Raw genomic sequence first — 17,078 nt, forward strand, 5'->3', positions numbered from 1 at the left:
TTCCGTTATTTTGAAGCCATCAAAGCCGTGCGATTGGCGTAGAAATACTCCCAGCCCGACCATATCGTAAAAATTAACGCGACATAAAGCATCACGTCAGCAAATGGAAAGCCAATCCAGGTAAAAATCGGATTATGGAGAAGCAGTGTCGTGACCGCCAGAATCTGTGCTGTGGTTTTGATTTTCCCCAGTCCTCCGGCTGCTACCACTTCCCCTTCACCCGCCAAAACGAGACGCAAGCCTGTCACGGCAAATTCCCGGCTGATGATGATAATGACAATCCACGAAGCTGCAAAACCCAATTCCACCAGGATGATTAATGCAGCGGATACCAGCAATTTATCCGCCAGCGGATCGAGAAATTTCCCAAAAGTGGTCACGAGGTTGTATTTTCTCGCATAATACCCATCCACCCAGTCCGTTAATGACGCAAAAATGAAAATGAGACCCCCTACAAAATGTGTCACTGGCAGTTCTGCTCCCAAAAAGTTCATGGTTCCCCAATTGAAATCCACCAGCATGATGATCATAAAAATCGGGATAAGCATTATACGGGATACCGTAATTCGGTTTGGAATATTCATTAATGTTGCTCCTTTCAACCTGTCAAGAAAAATAGCCATCTGTTGATGGCTATGGTGATTCCGGAAACTCGATGATGATATTCTGCGTCATGAGGTCCTGTTTGTACTCGATCGCTTTCCCGTCCAATGTCAGCCTGACGTTCGGCGCAGCACCGATTCGGATGCGGATACGGGACAGGCCGGAAACATTAATGATTTCACTTTCATTGGCCTGCATTTCCCTGGCAGGTGACATTAATTCCTGCTGGTTGGCATCGGTTGCTGATACCCATGACACGCCGGAAGCTTCAATTTTCAACTCTTTTGCGTCAGGACCGGCCCAGGAATATGTAGTATCTTCACCGGCTGTGCCGATCAGTGATAAATCCGGATCTTGCGGCACTGCTTCCTCGGCCGCTTCGTCTGCAGGCTTCGGTATTTTTTCTTCAGTTTGTTCCGCCTGAGAAGCAGCTCCGCTATCCACCGTTTCCTCGTACGGAAGACCGCCATCGTCAGCGATATCTTCTTCCAAAGAGTCGTTGGATGCATGTTTGGAATAGAAAAACACCATAATGGCCAAAATAACGACAATAAATAAAGCCACAGTGATTTTTGGCATACTTTCAGCCATGGTTCCCGAAAGACTCATTGTATATGTTCGCTTTCTCCAAGGCAGCGGCTCCGACACAGACGTTCCTGTTTCTCCATTGGCCGGTACCGGAATTTCTGTTTTGTATTCTTCCAGCAAGGCATCAGCATTCAAACCGACCGCTTCCGCATACTGCCTGATGAAAGCCCGTACATAGAACACGCCTGGCATGCCGCTGTAATTGCCTTCTTCGATTCCGATTAAAAAACGTTCCTGTATTTTGGTGGCTTGATGCAAATATTCCAACGTATAGCCTTTTTCGATTCTCGCTTTTTTCAAGCGATCACCTAGTTCACTCACACTTTCCACCCACTTACTTAAAAGTTAAAACCGCCACCAAACATATCTGCTTGCTCATTACTGTTCATGAAGTTATTTTTTTCCATTACTTCATATGTGATCTTTTCATCGGGATGATGACGCAGTTCGATAATATAGTCGAAATCTTCGATACTGTATTCGGACTGCTGGATAAACATATCCGGATGTTCCACAACTTTGATGGTAGGCATACGCATCATTTCCCGGACCAGCTGCATATGGCGCTCATCTGACGCCCGTCTTGTCACAATCCCATCCAAGATGAAAATGTTGTTTGAGTTATGTTCATCGCCCATCAATTGATTTCGCACAGTTTGTTTAATCATCGTTGAAGACAGGAAAATCCATTTTTTGTTTGCACTGACACTTGCCGCTACAACCGATTCGGTTTTCCCGACCCGTGGCATGCCGCGGATACCGACCAGCTTATGGCCTTCCTGTTTGAAGATTTCTGCCATAAAATCCACCAGCAGACCGAGTTCATCGCGAACAAAACGGAATGTTTTCCGATCATCGACATCACGCTGAATATAGCGTCCGTGGCGGACTGCCAGTATGTCCCGTAATTTCGGTTCGCGGTACTTGGTGATCACAATGGTGTCAATGGTCGAAACGATCTGCTCAAAACGTTCCAGCTGCACATCATGCTCAGCACGCAACAGCATCCCGCGCCTGCCCTGGTCGACACCATTGATGGTGACGATATTGACACGCAGCATCCCCAGCAGAGAAGCTATGTCCCCTAATAGTCCCGGACGATTCACTTGAATTTCGTATTCAAAATACCATTCTCTCATTCCTCATCCGACCTTTCGATTCTAAGTAGTAACGATTTCTTGATATCTTTAATAATAGCGGATTTACCCCTTTAAGAAAAGGAATAAAAAGAAGGAAAAGGTTTCCTTCTTTTTCTACATATGCCAACCACCATTTATCCGCAATATTTGGCCCGTCATGTAATCGGCTTTGCCATTCACCAAAAAACTGACAGCATCCGCAATGTCCTTCGGCTCTCCGAAACCCAGCGGTATTTCCTGCTGGAGTTCTTCCAGTTCTTCTTCTGACAAGAAATGGTTCATCTTTGTCTGGATAAAACCGGGAGACACCGCATTGACACGCGTTCCTGCAGGCGCCATTTCTTTCGCATAGGCTTTAACAAACGCCGATTGGGCACCTTTGACAGCGGAATAAACAGTTTCCATCGAAGCGCCTGTTTCCCCCCAAATGGAAGTGACAAAGACGACATATGATTTCGGGTGTCTATGGAAAAACGGCGAGATAAAACGAATTGCTTCGACCGGGTTTTTGACATGGACGTGCCAGAGGGCGTCCATGTCTTCTGACGTTGTCTCGGTAAGCAGCTTCACTATGCTCTGACCACTTGCCACAACTATACAGGAAGCATCATACACTTGGTCAGCAACTAGTTTCGCACTGCCGCTTTGGGAAAGATCCGATTGAAGGGCAATGAATTCCTGACGCGGAAATTCGTCGGCCAATTGCTGCGTCAGCTCTGAAATTCCGTTTCTATTCCAATGAAGGTACAAAGACCATCCATCTTCCGCCAATTGTCGGCAGATACTTTGACCGATTTCACCTGAAGCTCCCAATACTACAGCAAACCGTTTCACTCGCTTTCCTTCTTCGGCGGTATGATGGAAAAGATGGACTGCTGGCTTTCATCGCTGACGGACTGGAAAGCTTCCTGCAAATCAGCTACTTCAATTTCTTCGAGCATCGGCACGACATCAAATAAGTTCATGTCATTGAACGCATAGCGGGTAAACTGATTGGCGATGTATTCAGGAGAATTCAGCGCCCGCAGGAAAAAGCCGATTTTTTTTCGGCGAACACGATCCAGGTCGTCCTGTCCAAACGGCCATTTTTCTTTTGCTTTTCTGACAGTTTCCAGTACTTCATGAGCCAGCGTTTCCGGTTCATTCGTATCGGACCCGATCAACGCATAGCCGAATCCATTTTCCAGTGAATAATCAAAGGAATACGATTCATCGATCCAATCGCTTTCATACGCGTTGTGATAGAAGTCAGACGTTCTGCCAAACAGCAATTCATACGCAAGCTGCGCAGACAATTCATGTTTCAGCATTTCAGAACCGGATAAATCCAGTTTTTCCGGCTTGATGCCGACAAACACCTTGGGCTTTTGCACGCTCATTTCCAATGTCCGTTGTTTGATCGCCGCTTCCATCGGTTCTTCCGGATAGATGCGAACAATTTCTTCAGGTTCATCAAACGTTTTTTGCCCCTGGTTCTGCCGGACAAACTCCATCATGCTGTCTGGATCAACGGCTCCGACGATGAACAGCACCATATTCGATGGATGGTAAAAAGTGTTATAACATGTATACAAATGTTCAGCTGTGATTTCCTGAATCGATTCCACTGTACCTGCAATGTCGATTTTTACAGGATGGTTTTTATACAAGTTCTCGATGATGCCGAAATACAAGCGCCAATCCGGCTGGTCGTCGTACATGGTGATTTCCTGGGCGATGATGCCTTTTTCTTTTTCCACTGTTTTTTCTGTGAAATAAGGGCTCTGGACGAAATCGAGTAATGTTTCTACGTTTTCCTGGATTTGACCGGTAGCCGAAAACAGATAAGCTGTCCGCGTGAAAGAAGTAAAGGCGTTGGCAGCAGCCCCTTGCTTGCTGAACTGCTGGAATATATCCCCTTCTTCTTTCTCAAACATTTTATGCTCCAGGAAATGGGCAATCCCGTCCGGAACTTTGATTGGCTGCTCTTCGCCCAGCGGCACAAAATGGTTGTCAATTGACCCATACTTGGTTGTAAAAGTCGCAAATGTTTTGGAAAAGCCTTTTTTCGGGAGAATATACACTTGCAGTCCGTTTGGAAGTTTTTCCTGATAAAGGGTTTCATCTAATTGTTCAAACTGTACTTTATTCATTCGGTTCATCCTCCTTGCCTGATAGGAAATACGTCATTTCCAAGGAAAGTTTCTGGGCCACTTCAGCCAATTGTTCTTTCGTAACTTCTCTCCATTGATTGATCATTTGTTCGGGCTCGAAAGGGTCAAATAATTCCGTGTACTGGTCATAGATATCTATTTGCCCTCGTGCAGAATCGAGCGCCTCTTTTAACTGGTTGGTCAAAAGGGCTTTGGTTTGATCCAGTTCCACGTCTGTAATATTTCCTTTCTTCATTTCTTCCACTTGCTCAAGAATCAGTGTCACTGCTTTTTCTTCGAGTTTCGAATCAATCCCCGCCAAGATGAACAATAAACCGAATTGGGAAGCATAGGAACTCGATACATAATAGGCCATGCTTTCTTTTTCACGGATATTTACAAACAGTTTCGAGTGGGCATAGCCCCCTAAAACGCCGTTCATCAACTGCATGACCGGAAACTTCTCGTCTTTAAATGTGACAGGTGAAAAAAACGTCATGTGAAGCTTGCCCTGTTTCATGTCTTCGTATTCTGCCACACGGGGTTGTTTGGGCTTGGTCAATTCCAACGCCGGTGCATCAATCGCTTTCTCCCTGTCTTTAAAATGGAAATAGTCTTCAATAAAAGAAGCGATTGTTTCAGATTGGATATCACCCACAGCATATATTTCAACTTCGTTCGTTTCGAGCATAGCACGGTATTCGTCCATCAACTGCTGATTGGTGACTTTTTCCACTTCTTCAATTGTACCGTTGGCTGGAATGGAAGCCGGATGGTCAGGTAAAGCAAGATCCAGCATCCGTTGTTGCGCATAGCGCGTCTTTTCGTCAAAAATCGATTCGATGCGTTGTTTGACAGCATTTTTCTCACGGGTAAACACCGATTCTTTGAATAAGCCATTCTCCAAATTCGGTTTGAACAAGACGATATACATCAAATTCATCACTTTTTCGAGTACACCTTCTTCGGATAAATACTGGTCATTCACCGTTTCGACATTCAAGCTGACAATATGTTCGTTGCCTCTTTTTGTGGAATCTATGTAAAGGGAGGTGCCATAAAGGTCATCCAGCACCATACGAAGCGCCGTATGGGATGGGTAGACTTCATTGCTGTGCTGCAGTACGTTCGCCAAAATGGAACGGGCTGAAGCTTTTTCTTTCGTCAGTTTATCTTTAAACTTAACCGAAAAATTTATCGTTTTGAATTGCGTTGTTTCATTAACATGTACATTAACGCCTTTTGCAATATTTCTCGTATGAAACATGTAAATTCCCCTCTCGTCGTCATGCCTTAACTATACCGAACTTTTTCCTTCAATTGCAAACAAAGAAAAAGAGCCGTCGCAATGACGGCTCTGCTATTTTTAACGCTGTCCTTTGATGTATGGCTTTCCGTTCGCTTTTGGTGCATTGGCCCGTCCAATAAAACCGGCAAGCGCCAGAATCGTTAACACATAAGGAAGAATCAGCAGGAAGACATTTGGAACATCCTCGATGAAAGGAATCGAAGACCCGGCAATACTCAATGACTGGGCAAGACCGAAGAACAAAGCAGCCCCCATGGCACCAAGTGGATGCCACTTCCCGAATATCATCGCTGCCAGCGCCATAAATCCTTGACCGTTGATTGTCGCATGACCAAAGTCACCTGTCACCGTCTGGGCATAGATTGCGCCTCCGATTCCTGCTAACGCCCCAGAAATCATGACGGCCACATAGCGCATCCGGGTGACGTTGATGCCCATCGTATCTGCCGCCATCGGGTGTTCCCCGACAGACCGCAACCGCAAGCCGAACGGTGTCTTATAAATGACAAACCAGGCGACGAACGCCATAGCGATGGCAAAAACGGATGTCATGTATACCTGGCTGAAAAACATCGGCCCGATTATTGGTATATCTGAAAAATCCGGGACGTTACTGAAAAGCCTTGGGCCGATAAACGGAATATCGGATAAACCGAATGAATCGTAACGCTGAAAACGCTCTGTGATGAAGTCAGTCTGCCCTTTATCGAATATGCGCTTGACCAGATACAAAGCCAGTGCAATTGCCAGCAAGTTGATGGCAACACCTGAAACCACTTGGTCTGCACGGAACGATATCGAAGCGACCGCATGAACAAGCGACAGCAGCAGAGCGGCAACCATGGCAGCAATCAGTGCCAGCCAAGGAGTCAAGCCCCCGAACTGATCCGCAAATAATAAGTTAAACAGGATGCCGACAAAAGCACCGATCACCATCAAACCTTCGAGACCGATATTGACAACTCCCGATCTTTCGGAAAACACACCGCCGAGCGCCACCAAAATAAGTGGAGCAGCATAGAAAATCGCTGAAGGCACGATGAAATACAAAACTTCCAAGAAACTCATCTTACTTCGCCTCCTTCTTGTTAGCTGCCCGCAGCAGGAACAGACGGATGATATAACCTGAAGCTACAAAGAAAATAATTACGGCAATGACAATTTCCACGATTTCAACAGGTATACCCGCTTCATTCGGCATGTTCAAAGCTCCATACTTCAGTGAACCGAACAACGATGCGCCGAAAACGACGCCCAGCGGTGTATTCATACCAAGCAGGGCAACCGCGATGCCGTCAAAACCGATCCCGGTAAAGCCGCCTTTGGAAGATACATACTCAAACGTACCGAGCGCTTCCATCGCTCCGCCCAGACCGGCAAATGCACCGGAAATGACCATGGCCAAAATAATGTTTTTGTTAACATTCATGCCGGCATATTCCGAAGCATTCTGGTTGAAACCGACCGCTTTCAGTTCAAAGCCAAGTGTCGTCTTCTCCAAAATGAACCACATGACTGCCACCATTGCGAGCGCGATAAAGATCCCATAATGCAAACGGGAAAAATCCGTCAGATTCTGGAAAAACTCAGAACGCAGCGAGGCGCTTTCAAAAATGCTTTCTGTCCGATCGCCACCACCTGAAACCGTCCGTATCAGTGCATTGGTCGTATGTAATGCAATGTAGTTCATCATAATGGTAACGATTACTTCATGTACGCGAAATTTCGCTTTTAGAAGTCCCGGGACAAATCCCCATAACGCTCCTGCCACTACTGCCGCTAAAAGAGCCAAAGGCAAGTGGATAATTTTTGGCAATTCAACTGCAACTCCGACATAGGCCGCAGCGAACCAGCCCACAATCAATTGACCTTCCACCCCGATATTAAACAAACCGGAACGGAATGCAAAAGCAACAGCAAGCCCAGCCAGCAGATAAGGGGTGATCTGCCGAAGCGTTTCTCCAATTGTATATAAATCCCCGAAAATTCCGTTCCATAAAGCCACATATCCCTCAATTGGACTGTATCCACTTACAACCATGATAATGGCACCAACCAACAGCCCGAGCAATACAGATATGATGGGAACCAGAAGATTCGTCGCTCTATTCGACATGCTGATCCTCACCTTCCTTCTTGACGCCTTGTTCCTTTGAATTTTTTGACTGGCCGGCCATCAGCAGCCCCAGCTCCTGTTCTGTTGTTTCTTCCGGAGTGACAATGTCGACAATCTCCCCGTCATGGATAACAGCAATGCGATCTGAAACATTCATAACTTCGTCCAATTCGAAAGATATCAATAACACCGCTTTGCCGTTGTCCCGCTGTTCAATCAACCGTTTATGGATAAACTCAATTGCTCCAACATCAAGTCCCCGGGTGGGAAGAGCCGCAATCAATAACTCAGGGTTGCGGTCCACTTCACGTCCGATAATGGCTTTTTGCTGATTCCCGCCCGACAAAGCACGTGCCGGTTCATGAGGACCTTGTGTCCGCACATCAAAATCCTTGATGATCTGTGCCGCTTTTTCATTGATTTTGTTGTAATCTATAATGCCTGACTTTGAAATTGGCTGCGCATAGTAAGTCTGAAGCGCAATATTATGGCCGATTGGAAAATCCAGTACGAGTCCATGTTTGTGGCGATCCTGGGGAATGTGTCCAACGCCTGATTCAGTGACTTTCCTCGGCTTTAAGCCCGTGACGTCTTTTCCATGAATCAGGACTTTTCCACTTTTCACTTTGCGGAGCCCTGTGATCGCTTCGATCAGCTCAGATTGTCCGTTGCCATCAATCCCGGCGATGCCGACAATTTCTCCTTTTCGGACTTTCAAGTTCAGTTTTTTCACTTTTTCAACACCGCGGTAATCGGTAACGACCAGGTCTTTAATATCCAGTATTTCACCATTTGGTGAAGCAGGGCCTTTTTCCGTCTTGAATTCCACTTGCCGCCCCACCATCAGAGAAGCCAGTTCGTTCGGATTGGTTTCTGACGTAGTGACCGTTCCGACTCCCTGACCTTTCCGGATAACGGTTACACGGTCCGACACATCCATGATTTCTTTCAGCTTGTGCGTAATCAGGATGATGGATTTCCCTTCTGCAATCAGACGTTTCATAATTTGGATCAGTTCAATGATTTCCTGCGGTGTCAGTGAAGCAGTCGGCTCATCAAAAATCAAAATTTCTGCGCCTCTGTACAAAGTCTTCAAGATTTCCACACGCTGCTGCATTCCGACAGATATGTCTTCAATAATCGCATGTGGATCAACGTTTAAGCCATATTGTTCAGACAAAGCCTGTACTTCTTTCGCAGCGTCTTTTTTGTTTGTCACACCGAACTTCGTCGGCTCGCTTCCCAATACGATGTTCTCAGTTACCGAGAAATTCTCCACCAGCATAAAGTGCTGGTGGACCATTCCGATACCAAGATCGTTGGCCACGTTCGGATTGGCGATGTTCACTTTTTCCCCGCGCACCCGGATTTCTCCGCCTTCGGGTTGGTACAAGCCAAACAAAACGTTCATCAGAGTGGATTTTCCCGCACCGTTTTCGCCCAATAAAGCATGGATCTCCCCTTTTTTCAACTGCAGGGTGATATTGTCGTTGGCGACAAACGATCCAAACTCTTTCCGGATATTTAACATTTCAATTACATATTCCACTGGTTTCACTCCCTCGAAAACTGGTAACTTCTTGCTGTATAAGCTGAACCAATAATTTTTACCTCTCGGTCTTCCGCAAAACGGCTTTGCATGCCTGTGGAAAACGTCCATCCGGAGGATTTCCACAACTACCATTAACCCGTTCAATACACAGCTTAATTAATACAGGAAAGGCTTCTCTGCCCAAAAGCCTTTCATCTACTAATTTTCTGAAAAATAGACGAAAAAAAATCATAAAGACCGGTTAAACCGGTCTTTATGATGACCGCATAAGACAGCTCCGAAACCGGAGCATTATTACCCATTTATAACGGGATAATATGTGGTTTATTCAACTGTTTCAGGGACTTCAATTTCTCCATCGATGATTTGCTGTTTGAAATCTTCAATTTGTGTCATTACATCTTCAGGGATTGCACCGCGTGAATCAGCAAGTCCGATACCATCTTCAGCTAAACCATAGACAGTTGTTTCACCGCCTGGGAATTCTCCAGCCTGTGTTTTCTCAGCAATTTCGATTACTGCCATTTCAACACCTTTTAATACGGAAGTCATTGTTACATTTTGGTCGCCAATCTGACCTTCGTCGTACTGGTCAGCGTCAACACCGATTACCCATATGTTGGCTTCAGGGTCTGCTTCTTTGCGTTCTTTTGCTTCAGTGAAAACACCGTTTCCGGTACCACCGGCAGCGTGGAAAACAATATCAGCTCCACCGGAATACATACGGTTCGCAGTTGTTTTACCCAATTCCGCTTTGTCAAAAGCACCTGTATATTGGGAATCCACTTCTACTGAAGGGTCAGCAGCTTCCACACCTGCTTTGAATCCTGCTTCAAAACGTTCGATAACCGGAATTTCCATTCCACCGACAAATCCGACTTTTCCTGTCTCCGTCATAAGAGCTGCGGCAACTCCAGCAAGGAAAGCCCCTTCCTGCTCTTTAAACATAACGCTGGCTACGTTAGGCAATTCCACAACTTCGTCAATGATGGCGAACTGTTGCTCTTCCTGCTGTGAAGCGATTTCTTCCACCGCACCTTGCATCAACGCACCAATTCCGTAAACGACATCAAAATCACGGCGAGCGAGGTTATTCAGGTTGGTTGTGTAATCTGCATCTGAAGTGGATGTCAAATACGCATACCCACCATCGCCTTCTTCAAGGCCGTTTTCTTCACCGAATTTCTGCAGACCTTCCCAAGCAGACTGGTTAAAGGATTTATCATCGATGCCGCCTACGTCTGTAACCATGGCAACAGAGATATTGCTTGATTCTTCTGTAGCTTCTCCACTGTCTCCACCGTTGCCGGTGTTTTCAGTGGAAGTATCTTCTTCAGAACCACATGCAGCAAGCATTGTACCAGCAGCAAGCATTAAGGATAGACCCAGACCAAATTTACGTTTTATCAATGTAATAACCCCCAAGGTATTTTTTCATATTAGCAGGAAGTGCTGTTTTACACACGTTTTCGAACAACATGGAAACTGAATTTGTCTGCCCGAAAGTAATTTTTTGAATACAGCACCACTTGATCGTCTTCATCGTAATGGAGCTGTTTTAACACCAATAATGCCGTTTCCGGATCACATTCCAAAATCGGTGACGCATCTTCATGGTAACCGACCGGGTCAATAAAAGTGACTGCATAAGAGATGCGAATTTCTCCGGATTCTTCAATTGCGGAAAAAATAGAGCTTTCAGAACGTCCAAGAAAATTTTCCGGCATAAATTGCGAAGGGACTTTGTCGATGCAATAGACGACGGGTTCTCCATCCGCTGTACGGACACGTTCGATTGTTATAATATTTTCCGCATCACTGCAATGAAAGCGTTTAATATCTTCCTCAGCGGCAATGGATTCGGAAGTGCTCAAGTAAATCGCTCCCGGCTCCATGCCCACTTGGCGGATCATGTCCGACACACTCGTCAACTGCTCGATTCCAGAACTGAAAACCGGTTTCGGATTGACAAAAGTCCCAACGCCATGACGCCTGATGATGATATTATCTTCTTCCAGCAGCCGGAGCGCTTCCCGAAGAGTTGCGCGGCTGACTCCAAGTGATTTGGAAAGCTCGAATTCGGATGGCAATTTCTCTTTTTCTTTATAAATGCCCGCCGCAATATCCTGCTTCATGCGATCAATCACCTGGAGATACAAAGGACGTTGATCCGATTTGATTGACATTCGATTCACCACCATCGACAGAGATCAGACATCTGATGTAAAACATTCCTACTAATCAGCATTACTATACCATTTTTGATAAATGAAATAAATAGTATGTTGTCGAATTCTCTGTTTTTTTGTTCAAATTTTGTCAAAATAAATAATTCTTTTGTCACGATGCTTGAGGCCTCTGCTAATATTCTTCCTGCTTTTGAACCAGTACGGTCCGCGGCTTACTGCCTTCATAAGGACCGACTACGCCGCGCTGCTCCATTTGGTCAATAATCCGTGCCGCCCGTGAGTACCCGACACGGAAACGGCGCTGCAGCATCGAAACAGACGCCGTCTGCATCTCACATACCAGTTGAACAGCTTCGTCATAAATTTCATCAGTTTCTTCATCAACGGATGTTTCTTCCACGTCCGTCGGGATCATATCCTCCTGGTATTGCGCTTTTTGCTGTTCGATGGCAAAGTCCACTACTTTTTCCACTTCTGAGTCGGACAGGAAAGCACCCTGGACACGTACGGGCTTGGACTGCCCGGCTCCCAGGAACAGCATATCCCCACGGCCCAGCAGCTTTTCTGCTCCGCCCATATCCAGAATGGTCCGGGAATCGATGGCAGAAGAAACAGCGAACGCGATGCGGGAAGGGATGTTCGCTTTAATGACGCCCGTGATGACATTTACACTCGGACGCTGAGTGGCAATGATTAAGTGAATGCCGGCTGCACGGGCCATTTGAGCAAGCCGTGTAATGGCATCTTCCACTTCGTTTGAAGCGACCATCATCAAATCAGCCAGCTCATCGACAATGACGACGATAAACGGCAACTTCGGATGCTTCTCTTCGTTTTCTTCGTTGAACGTATGGACATATTCGTTGTATCCTTCGATGTTTCTTGTTCCGGTATGAGAGAACAGTTCATAACGGCGTTCCATTTCAGAAACGATTTTCTTCAACGCTTGTGCCGCTTTTCTCGGATCTGTAACAACCGGCGCCAGTAAATGAGGAATTCCATTGTAGACGTTGAGCTCCACCATTTTCGGATCGATCATCATCATTTTTACTTCATGCGGTTTCGCCCTCATGATGATGCTCGTAATGATTCCGTTGATACATACGGATTTCCCGCTTCCTGTAGAACCAGCGACCAATAAATGAGGCATTTTATTAAGCTGCGTCAACACTGCTTGCCCGGTTACATCTCTTCCCAATCCAAACAGCAGCTTGGCGTCCGGTTTGTTATTTTCTTCGGATTCCAGCACTTCGCGAAGGCTGACAACTGAAACTTCCGTATTGGGAACTTCAATTCCGATGGCGGATTTCCCTGGAATCGGCGCTTCAATGCGAATATCTCTGGCAGCCAACGCCAACGCCAAGTCGTCGTGCAAACTGACAATTTTGCTGACTTTTACGCCCGTGTCCGGCAATACTTCATATTTTGTAACAGCAGGACCCATATGGACTTGCGTCACTTTAGCACGGACACCGAAACTCTGAAACGTCTTCTCCAGCTTCTTGGCATTTTTCTGAATACCCGAGTACTCCCCACTTTGATCACTATGGGGAGGCATGGTCAGCAAATTAAGCGGCGGCAATTGATATTCTTCATTCTCTAGTTCTTCGCTGCCACTGAGCATTTCTGCTCCGCTCTTTCCATCCGTTTCTTCAGGAACCGTTTCAGCCTGGTGTTCCGCCTGTTCACTAACCGGCTCTTCCTGTCTCTGCTTTACCCGTTCAGTAAAAGCAGAGATGATCGGCTCTTGTTCTTCCTGTTCCTCTTCATGTAACTCTTCGTATCCCAATGCATCATTGAATTCAATTACTTGTTCAGGCTCAGATTTGGGGCGTGGGGCCTCAATCCGCTTTTGTTTTTGTTTCTGTCTTTTTTGCTGGAACCGCTGGCCGATGGACGAAAAAAGCGGCTTGGCGCTCGGGATTTTCTCCGCAATAAACGGAGCCGCTGTTTTCCCGGTAAGTATAATTGCACCAATAGACAGAAGAATCACTGCGACAATCACTGTTCCGGCTGTATCAAATAAGACATGAAGCATGGCATACAAAATGCCGCCAAGAACGCCGCCACCAGCAGCCGTATAGTTTGTCCAGATGGTTCCACTGATTTGAGTCGCCTTTACCGTTTCAGATAGGACATTGCTCGAAGTAATCGGCAAAATCGAACCAGCCGCCCATATCAAATGACAGACCAGTAATATGCCTGTCAGCAAAAACAATGAACCTGCAACGGTTTTCATCGCCGGCTTTGGCCAATCGCGCTTCACCATCACATGCAATGCGGCCAGAATAAGAGCCACCGGAATCAGAAAAGCCAAGTATCCGGCCATGAATTCTGCGGAATTATACAGCATCTTTCCGACTATTCCCAGTTGGAATGCCATCAATACAGCAATCCCGATTAACAGCAAACCGACTACTTCGTACAGGATCATAGGCATCTGCTGTTTTCTTTTCGTCTTCTTTTTTTTCTTAGGGCGTGCTGCTGTCCGTGCCATTTTCAATCCCCCGTTTCCGATGTAATCGAAAAAGGATTTCCCCCGATTGCAACGGCTTGGAAATCCTTTCACTTTGTTTTTCTTAATATTCCATAATAATCGGAATAATCATTGGACGGCGTTTGGTTTGCTGGAATAAATAAGAATTCAATGTATCCCGAATTTCCTGTTTGATATTATTCCATTCAAAAGTTTCCCGTGTCACATATTTTTCAACGACTTTCCGGACAAGTTCTGTGGACTCCTCCATTAACTGTTCGCTTTCACGAACATAAACAAAGCCGCGGGAAATCATTTCCGGACCGGAAGCGATTTTCTTTTGTTTGCGATTTAATGTAACAACGACAATAAAGATGCCATCCTGCGACAACAATTTGCGATCACGCAGGACAATATTGCCAACATCGCCGATTCCGATGCCATCAATCAGCACGTTCCCCGCCGGAACACGGCCGCTCATGCGCACCTTCCCATTTTTATATTCCACAATATCGCCTTTGTCTGCAATGAAAATATCCGTTTTGTGCATTCCCACTTGCTGGGCTAATTTGGAATGGGCGATCAGCATTTTGTACTCGCCCTGGATGGGAATGAAATATTTTGGTTTCATCATATTCAACATCATTTTCAAGTCTTCCTGGCTGCCATGGCCCGACACATGGACTTTCTTATTGGATGTCAGAACCTTGGCTCCGGCTTTTGCCAATTTGTTCATCGTCTGGAACATTTGTACTTCCATTCCGGGTGATGGTGTAAAGGTGATTAAAACTGTATCGGTTTCTTTGATTTTAACGTCTTTGTGCTGTTTTCTGATCATTTTTTCAAGCGCTTCAAGCGGCTCACCCTGATTGCCTGTGACAATGATTACAACTTCTCCATCGTTGTATTTTTCCAGGTCTTTGAGTGAAATGACCGTGTCTTCGTCAACGGTCAGATAACCAAGGCGCAAACCGACTTCATAGCTGCTTTCCAAACTTCTGCCCGCTACGGCGACTTTTTTCCCCGTTGCTTTGGCCATGTCGAACACCTGCTGAATACGGATGAAGTTTGATGAATACAGTGACACTAGAATTCTGCCTTGCGCTGCATGGAACGCCGTCAGCAAATGGTCCGCAACCACTGTTTCTGACGTCGTATGACCCGGGCGTTCTGCCTCAGTGGAATCAGACAGCAGCATCAGTACTCCGTCTTCTCCCAGCTTCGCCATCTTGGCAATATCCGGTCTGTAGCTGCCTTTTACCGATTGGTCGAATTTGAACTCCCCTGTATGGACAATAGCCCCTTCCGATGTGTGGAATACGATTCCAAGGGCGTCTGGAATACTGTGTGTGGTATGAAAGAACGTTACATGGGTTTTGTCAAAATTCATCCGGCTTTTATTGGTTACTTCGAAAAATTTCACATGCTTTAAAGAACCTTGTTCTTTTACATGCTCTTTTGCCAAAGCAATGGTCAGCTTTGAACCGTAAACTGGTGCCTGGACCTTCTTCAGTAAATAGGCAATCGATCCGATGGCATCTTCGTGTCCATGTGTCAGAAAGATCCCTTTTACCCGTTCTTTGTTTTCTTCGAGAAAAGACATATCCGGAATAACGATATCAATGCCCAGCATCTCATCTTCCGGGAACATCAATCCACTGTCGACGACAAACAAATCCTCGTCGATTTCGATTACATACATCGCTTTACCGATTTCTCCGACTCCGCCGAGCGGAATCACTCTTATTACTTCGTTTTTAACTTTACTCAATTGATTTCCTCCTAAAATTCACCCGTACACATCCATAGAGTTTATTATACGGGAATCACCGGTAACAGTCCAAAGAAAAAAATAAACCGGCGCCATGTCCGGTTTATTTTTCTTTATTGTGGGGCTGTTATACAATTTTTTCTTCTATCAACGATTCAGCGATCTGCACAGAATTCAATGCGGCCCCTTTGACCAGGTTGTCGGAAACTACCCATAAATGGAATCCTTGCGGGTTGTCCGGATCTTGACGGATTCTTCCGACGAACACTTCGTCCAGCCCTTCAGCCATCAATGGCATCGGATACAGTTGTTGCGATGGATCGTCCATCAATTCAACGCCTGCGGCTTCAGCAATTGCCTGTTTCACTTCTTCCACGCTCGGAGCCCCTTCCAGCTCCACATATACCGATTCTGAATGCCCTGTGACGACTGGCAGACGCACACAAGTAGCAGCTACTGACAGTTTGTCGTCATGCATGATTTTCTTGGTTTCGTTGATCATTTTCATTTCTTCCAGCGTATAGCCATTATCAGCAAATACATCGATTTGAGGAATGGCATTAAACGCGATCGGATAATGTTTATCTGCGGATTTTACCGGAAGCACGCTGGCATCCGCCTGCTTGGCATTGTCAAAATCAGCAGCTTGGTCCTTCAATTCATTGATGGCCCCGATTCCTGCTCCAGACACAGCCTGATAAGTGGATACGACCACTTTTGACAAACCAAATTGTTCTTTCAACGGTTGCAAAGCACAGACCATTTGGATTGTGGAACAGTTTGGATTGGAAATGATGCCGTTGTGCAATCTCATGTCTTTTTTGTTCACTTCCGGTACAACCAGCGGCACTTCCGGATCCATACGGAATGCGCTGGTATTGTCGATGACCACTGCTCCCCGCTTCACTGCTTCTGGCGCGAATTTCTCGGAGATGCTGCCCCCGGCACTGAATAATGCGATGTCGACACCTTCAAACGACTCGGGCACCGCTTCCTGCACAATGTATGTTTTGCCTTTGAACTCAATTTCCTGGCCCGCTGAACGGCTGGATGCGAGGAATAAAATCTCTCCTGCCGGAAAATTTCTTTTTTCAAGTTGTACTTTCATTTGCTGGCCCACTGCTCCAGTGGCGCCCATGATGGCTACTTTATACGTTTTCACACTACTCTCTCCTTCAAGATTGATTGGCGTAATTGTATCAT

14 protein-coding genes are annotated in these 17,078 nt (G+C 45.9%); all 14 read right to left on the minus strand.

Annotation, left to right across the window (positions count from 1 at the left end; genetic code table 11):
- Nucleotides 1-5 precede the first annotated feature (5 nt).
- Nucleotides 6-584 carry a CDP-diacylglycerol--glycerol-3-phosphate 3-phosphatidyltransferase gene (gene pgsA / locus EEX84_RS03890; protein ID WP_123164273.1) on the minus strand — a complete coding sequence of 193 codons (579 nt, stop codon included), beginning with the start codon at nucleotides 582-584 and terminating at the stop codon, nucleotides 6-8.
- A gap of 49 nt (nucleotides 585-633) precedes the next feature.
- On the minus strand, nucleotides 634-1,512 hold the full coding sequence (locus tag EEX84_RS03895) for a helix-turn-helix domain-containing protein (RefSeq protein ID WP_123164274.1): 879 nt from the start codon (nucleotides 1,510-1,512) through the stop codon (nucleotides 634-636).
- A gap of 17 nt (nucleotides 1,513-1,529) precedes the next feature.
- Nucleotides 1,530-2,330, minus strand: a complete 801-nt coding sequence (locus EEX84_RS03900; RefSeq protein ID WP_123164275.1) for a DUF3388 domain-containing protein — start codon at nucleotides 2,328-2,330, stop codon at nucleotides 1,530-1,532.
- Between the two features lie 114 nt (nucleotides 2,331-2,444).
- Nucleotides 2,445-3,164: an elongation factor P 5-aminopentanone reductase gene (gene ymfI, locus EEX84_RS03905; protein WP_123164276.1), complete on the minus strand. Its 720-nt coding sequence runs from the start codon at nucleotides 3,162-3,164 to the stop codon at nucleotides 2,445-2,447.
- Nucleotides 3,161-4,462, minus strand: coding sequence for an EF-P 5-aminopentanol modification-associated protein YfmH (yfmH, locus tag EEX84_RS03910; RefSeq protein ID WP_123164277.1), 1,302 nt, complete (start codon nucleotides 4,460-4,462; stop codon nucleotides 3,161-3,163). Before yfmH ends, ymfI begins: the two co-directional genes overlap by 4 nt.
- Nucleotides 4,455-5,729 carry an EF-P 5-aminopentanol modification-associated protein YfmF gene (gene yfmF, locus EEX84_RS03915; protein WP_123164278.1) on the minus strand — a complete coding sequence of 425 codons (1,275 nt, stop codon included), beginning with the start codon at nucleotides 5,727-5,729 and terminating at the stop codon, nucleotides 4,455-4,457. The genes yfmH and yfmF overlap by 8 nt, the downstream gene beginning before the upstream one ends.
- A 99-nt stretch (nucleotides 5,730-5,828) precedes the next feature.
- Nucleotides 5,829-6,839: an ABC transporter permease gene (locus EEX84_RS03920; protein WP_123164279.1), complete on the minus strand. Its 1,011-nt coding sequence runs from the start codon at nucleotides 6,837-6,839 to the stop codon at nucleotides 5,829-5,831.
- A 1-nt stretch (nucleotide 6,840) separates the two neighbouring features.
- On the minus strand, nucleotides 6,841-7,887 hold the full coding sequence (locus EEX84_RS03925; protein WP_123164280.1) for an ABC transporter permease: 1,047 nt from the start codon (nucleotides 7,885-7,887) through the stop codon (nucleotides 6,841-6,843).
- Nucleotides 7,877-9,436, minus strand: a complete 1,560-nt coding sequence (locus tag EEX84_RS03930; protein ID WP_123164281.1) for an ABC transporter ATP-binding protein — start codon at nucleotides 9,434-9,436, stop codon at nucleotides 7,877-7,879. Before EEX84_RS03930 ends, EEX84_RS03925 begins: the two co-directional genes overlap by 11 nt.
- A 327-nt stretch (nucleotides 9,437-9,763) precedes the next feature.
- A complete protein-coding gene (locus EEX84_RS03935; protein WP_123164282.1) occupies nucleotides 9,764-10,849 on the minus strand; it encodes a BMP family lipoprotein in 1,086 nt (361 codons plus the stop codon).
- Nucleotides 10,850-10,896: 47 nt separating this feature from the next.
- Nucleotides 10,897-11,625, minus strand: coding sequence for a GntR family transcriptional regulator (locus EEX84_RS03940; protein ID WP_123164283.1), 729 nt, complete (start codon nucleotides 11,623-11,625; stop codon nucleotides 10,897-10,899).
- Nucleotides 11,626-11,800: 175 nt separating this feature from the next.
- On the minus strand, nucleotides 11,801-14,125 hold the full coding sequence (locus tag EEX84_RS03945) for an FtsK/SpoIIIE family DNA translocase (RefSeq protein WP_123164471.1): 2,325 nt from the start codon (nucleotides 14,123-14,125) through the stop codon (nucleotides 11,801-11,803).
- Between the two features lie 82 nt (nucleotides 14,126-14,207).
- Complete coding sequence (locus EEX84_RS03950; RefSeq protein WP_123164284.1) at nucleotides 14,208-15,875, minus strand: ribonuclease J; 1,668 nt, start codon at nucleotides 15,873-15,875, stop codon at nucleotides 14,208-14,210.
- Nucleotides 15,876-16,002: 127 nt separating this feature from the next.
- The gene (locus EEX84_RS03955; protein ID WP_240033914.1) at nucleotides 16,003-17,013 is read right to left on the minus strand and encodes an aspartate-semialdehyde dehydrogenase; all 1,011 of its coding nucleotides are present in this window, start codon (nucleotides 17,011-17,013) and stop codon (nucleotides 16,003-16,005) included.
- Nucleotides 17,014-17,078: the final 65 nt, after the last annotated feature.

Origin of the sequence: Planococcus salinus (assembly GCF_003719725.1) — a bacterium.
Taxonomy (GTDB): domain Bacteria; phylum Bacillota; class Bacilli; order Bacillales_A; family Planococcaceae; genus Planococcus; species Planococcus salinus.